The sequence below is a fragment of the Maribacter sp. 1_MG-2023 genome (assembly GCF_030547005.1).
In the GTDB taxonomy this organism is placed as follows: Bacteria; Bacteroidota; Bacteroidia; order Flavobacteriales; family Flavobacteriaceae; genus Maribacter.
The window spans coordinates 1-3657 of sequence record NZ_JAUOPN010000034.1 but is presented as its reverse complement, the minus strand read 5'-3'; the positions used below and the strand labels follow the sequence as shown (position 1 = coordinate 3657).

Genomic DNA, 3657 nt, shown 5'->3' with positions numbered 1-3657 from the left:
ATAAGGGACTTGCACCCTCTAGATGAATAAACTATCTTTCTAATAGTTTAAAGATGCCCATGCTGGGCACACACACCGTGTATAATTAATTGCTTTGGTGTCTAAGTGCCAATCGGAAAATTCTCTGAATTTTCCTCAGGTTCGTACCCTTTTGCTATCTTTAGTCCCAGCGCAACTAACCATACACAACAACGTTAGGTGCAAGCAAAAAAAAAACCAATCGCACAAAGCAAAGAGTGCCGAAAAAGGCACACATTGCTTTCTTCCAAACACAGAATGACATATTTTACGTAACTTGTGAACTAAAATTAAACTTGACCAAATTGCTTCTAAAAGAAAAAATATCGATTGAAAATTTTGAAGATAAAAAATTCAAAATCAGACTAGTAGAATCTGATAAAGATACAGAAGCTGCATTTACACATTATTTGCATAATCACCGAAATGGAGTATCACAATTCTACAAACCTGATGCAATTGAACACGTAAAGAACTTATTTGAATACAAATTTCCAGAAGAAAAAATATCAAATACAGTTGCCGAGGAAGCTTTACAATATTTAATATTTCAACAAGAAAACATTCCTTTTCCCGCACCAAAAAAACCTGACTTTAAGTTCATTGACTTATTTGCTGGTATTGGTGGATTTAGATTAGCATTTCAAAACCTGAAAGGAAAATGCGTGTTTACAAGTGAATGGGACAAATATTCAAAACAAACATATCAAGCAAATTTTGGCGAAGTTCCATTTGGAGACATTACTAAAAAAGCTACTAAAAATTATATTCCAGACGGATTTGACGTTTTATGCGCTGGATTTCCCTGTCAAGCATTTTCAATTGCCGGAAAACGAGGAGGATTTGAAGATACAAGAGGAACTTTGTTTTTTGATGTAGCCGAAATCATAAAAAAGAAAAAGCCAAAAGCAATTTTCTTAGAAAATGTAAAAGGTTTAAGAAGCCACGATAAAGGAAAAACTTTGGCGACAATCTTAAATGTTTTGCGAGAAGATTTAGGTTATTTTGTTCCAGAACCACAAATTATGAATGCCAAAGAATTTGGTGTTCCGCAAAATAGAGAACGAATTTTTATAGTTGGTTTTAGAAAGGATTTAGAAGTTACAGAATTTGAATATCCAAAACCCGTTAAGAAAAAACCAACACTTGAAGATATTTTAGAAACAGAAACTGTTTCTGTAAAGTACTATTTATCTGAAACTTATGTAAATACTTTAAGAAACCACAAAGCCAGACACGAAAGTAAAGGCAATGGTTTTGGTTACGAAATCATTCCAAATACTGGAACTGCAAACGCAGTTGTTTGCGGAGGAATGGGAAGAGAACGGAATTTAGTTTACGATTTTAGACTTGAAGATTTTACGCCAGTAACTCATATAACTGGCGAAGTAAATAGAGAAGGAATTCGTAAAATGACACCCAGAGAATGGGCAAGATTACAAGGTTTTCCTGACAATTACAAAATTGTAGTTTCGGATGCTCAAGCATATAAACAATTTGGCAATTCAGTTGCTGTTCCAGCAATTCAAGCAACCGCAAAAAAGATTATAGAAAAACTTAAAACTTTATGATTACAGGAAATAAAGGCGAATGGAGTGAAATTTACACGCTATTCAAATTACTTGGAGACAAACAATTATTTCTTGGAAATAAAGACATTGAGAGATTAGAAGGAATAGTTTATCCGATTTTACGAGTTTTAAGAACAGAAAATAACGGAGATTTTGAATATTCAATTCAAGATGAAATCATACTGATTTCTGGCGGAGAAGAAGTTTTGAAAATTGCAATTTCTGAGTTTAAAGAAAAAGCAAAATTCTTGCTCGAAAAAATCAAAGCTAATAAAGAAAGAACTTTTTCAGTTCCTGAAATTGAGCAGTTTATGCAATCCATAAATTGCCTTTCTTTAAAAGCTAGTTCAACTGCCAAAACAGATATTACAATTGTTGTTCACGACCAAAGAACTAATCAGCAACCAACTTTAGGATTTAGCATAAAATCACAATTAGGAAGCCCTTCTACCCTACTTAATGCAGGAAAAACTACAAATTTTATTTTTAAAATAGACAATCTAAAATTAACAAGTTCTGAAATTGAGGAAATTAACTCAATAGATTCTAGAAGTAAAATAATGGACAGAATTAATGTCGTTTTAGAATCAAAAGGACAATTAAATTTCACTAAAACTGAAAGACAAATATTCTCGAATAATCTTATCCTAATTGACAGTAAACTGCCAGAAATATTATCACAAATCGTTTATGAATTTTATTCGAGCGACAAATCAAGCGTTTCAGATTTAGTAGAAAATATAAACACCAAGAATCCTTTAGGTTTTGACGTTTCTAACGAGCATAAATTTTACGAATACAAAATTAAGCGGTTTTTAACAGACATTGCGTTAGGAATGATGCCTTCTAAAGTTTGGACTGGAGAATATGATGCTACTGGTGGATATTTGATTGTAAAGGAAAACGGAGATGTATTGTGTTACCATATTTACAATAGAAATGAATTTGAAAACTATCTATTTAATAATACAAAATTAGATACCGCTAGTTCTAGTAGACACGATTTCGGAACGATTTACGAAGAAAATGGCGATTTATATTTTAAGTTGAATTTACAAATAAGGTTCATAAGGTAAAGCAACCGCAAGTTCAAGCACATTTATTTTTGCCAACGCTAAAAGCCAACGCACAAAAAAATAAAAGAGCTTAAACGCCAACGCTAGCAAGTTTACGGAAAAGAAAGCCAGCACCTAACAGTGTATAAAAAACATAGGGCATTTGTGCTAAACCGAAAGTTCTGTGCATATTTACAAAGTCCGCTAAATATAAAATTTGGCGTTTATAGAAGAAAAGATAAAAGCAAAATATTTATATTTAGCTAAGTAATAAACCGAAACGGAAGTGCTTATCAACTGCCCTACGTTTCTTATACGAGACGTTGTAACACATTTTGATGAACCCAGAAGAATTCAATAAATATTGGGACAAAAATTATCCCGAAGCCAACCTAATCGGGCACGAATTGAAAAATGTTTATCCGAATACATGGTTACGAATTCACAGTTTACCCGAATCGAAACGATATGCAGAAACGGAAGATGAATATCAAATAATCCTAAGCAGACAAAATAAACTGATTTCTGAACTTATTGGAGAAAATACAGAAATCGTAATTACGTCTGGACAGTACGAAATGGGATTGACAGACGAAATCTCATACGAATTATCTGATTTTGGAATATTTGAAAAATGCAGAACAATTGAACTTCATAAAATCTATCCAGAAGAATATGAAGATGATTTCTATTATGATGTCTATTTCAGAAATGACATTTGGAAGCTCGATTCTCAAAATGAAATATTGAGGAGTATTGCTGATGACGACTTTCGAGCAATGTTTATCGCTCCAAAAAAGAAATGTATTATTGCTCCTTATGATGGTGGAATGGACATAATTGTTGATTCTCAAGGAAAAAGAGACGGATTAAAAGCAAAATATAAGGATTGGCTTTCAGAAAGAGAAGACGGATTGTAGCGCAGAAAAAACGTGTTACAATCGAGTAGACGGCTCCGCCCCTAATTAGGAACGGAGTGCGCCTCTCACACCACCGTACATACGGGTCTCGTA

At 33.2% G+C, this 3657-nt stretch carries 3 protein-coding genes; all 3 read left to right on the top strand.

What is annotated here, in order from left to right:
- The first annotated feature begins 323 nt into the window (after positions 1–323).
- The gene (locus tag Q4500_RS18540; RefSeq protein WP_303601047.1) at positions 324–1589 is read left to right on the top strand and encodes a DNA cytosine methyltransferase; all 1266 of its coding nucleotides are present in this window, start codon (positions 324–326) and stop codon (positions 1587–1589) included.
- Entirely contained in the window at positions 1586–2665 is a 1080-nt protein-coding gene (locus Q4500_RS18535; RefSeq protein ID WP_303601046.1) for an HpaII family restriction endonuclease, read from the top strand. Before Q4500_RS18540 ends, Q4500_RS18535 begins: the two co-directional genes overlap by 4 nt.
- Positions 2666–2982: 317 nt before the next feature.
- On the top strand, positions 2983–3564 hold the full coding sequence (locus Q4500_RS18530) for a hypothetical protein (RefSeq protein WP_303601045.1): 582 nt from the start codon (positions 2983–2985) through the stop codon (positions 3562–3564).
- The last annotated feature ends 93 nt before the right edge of the window (positions 3565–3657 follow it).

Excerpts from the sequence above, each read along its gene's own strand:
- Q4500_RS18535 (WP_303601046.1), top strand. The coding sequence starts at position 1,586 with ATGATTACAGGAAATAAAGGCGAATGGAGTGAAATTTACACGCTATTC.
- Q4500_RS18530 (WP_303601045.1), top strand. The coding sequence starts at position 2,983 with ATGAACCCAGAAGAATTCAATAAATATTGGGACAAAAATTATCCCGAA.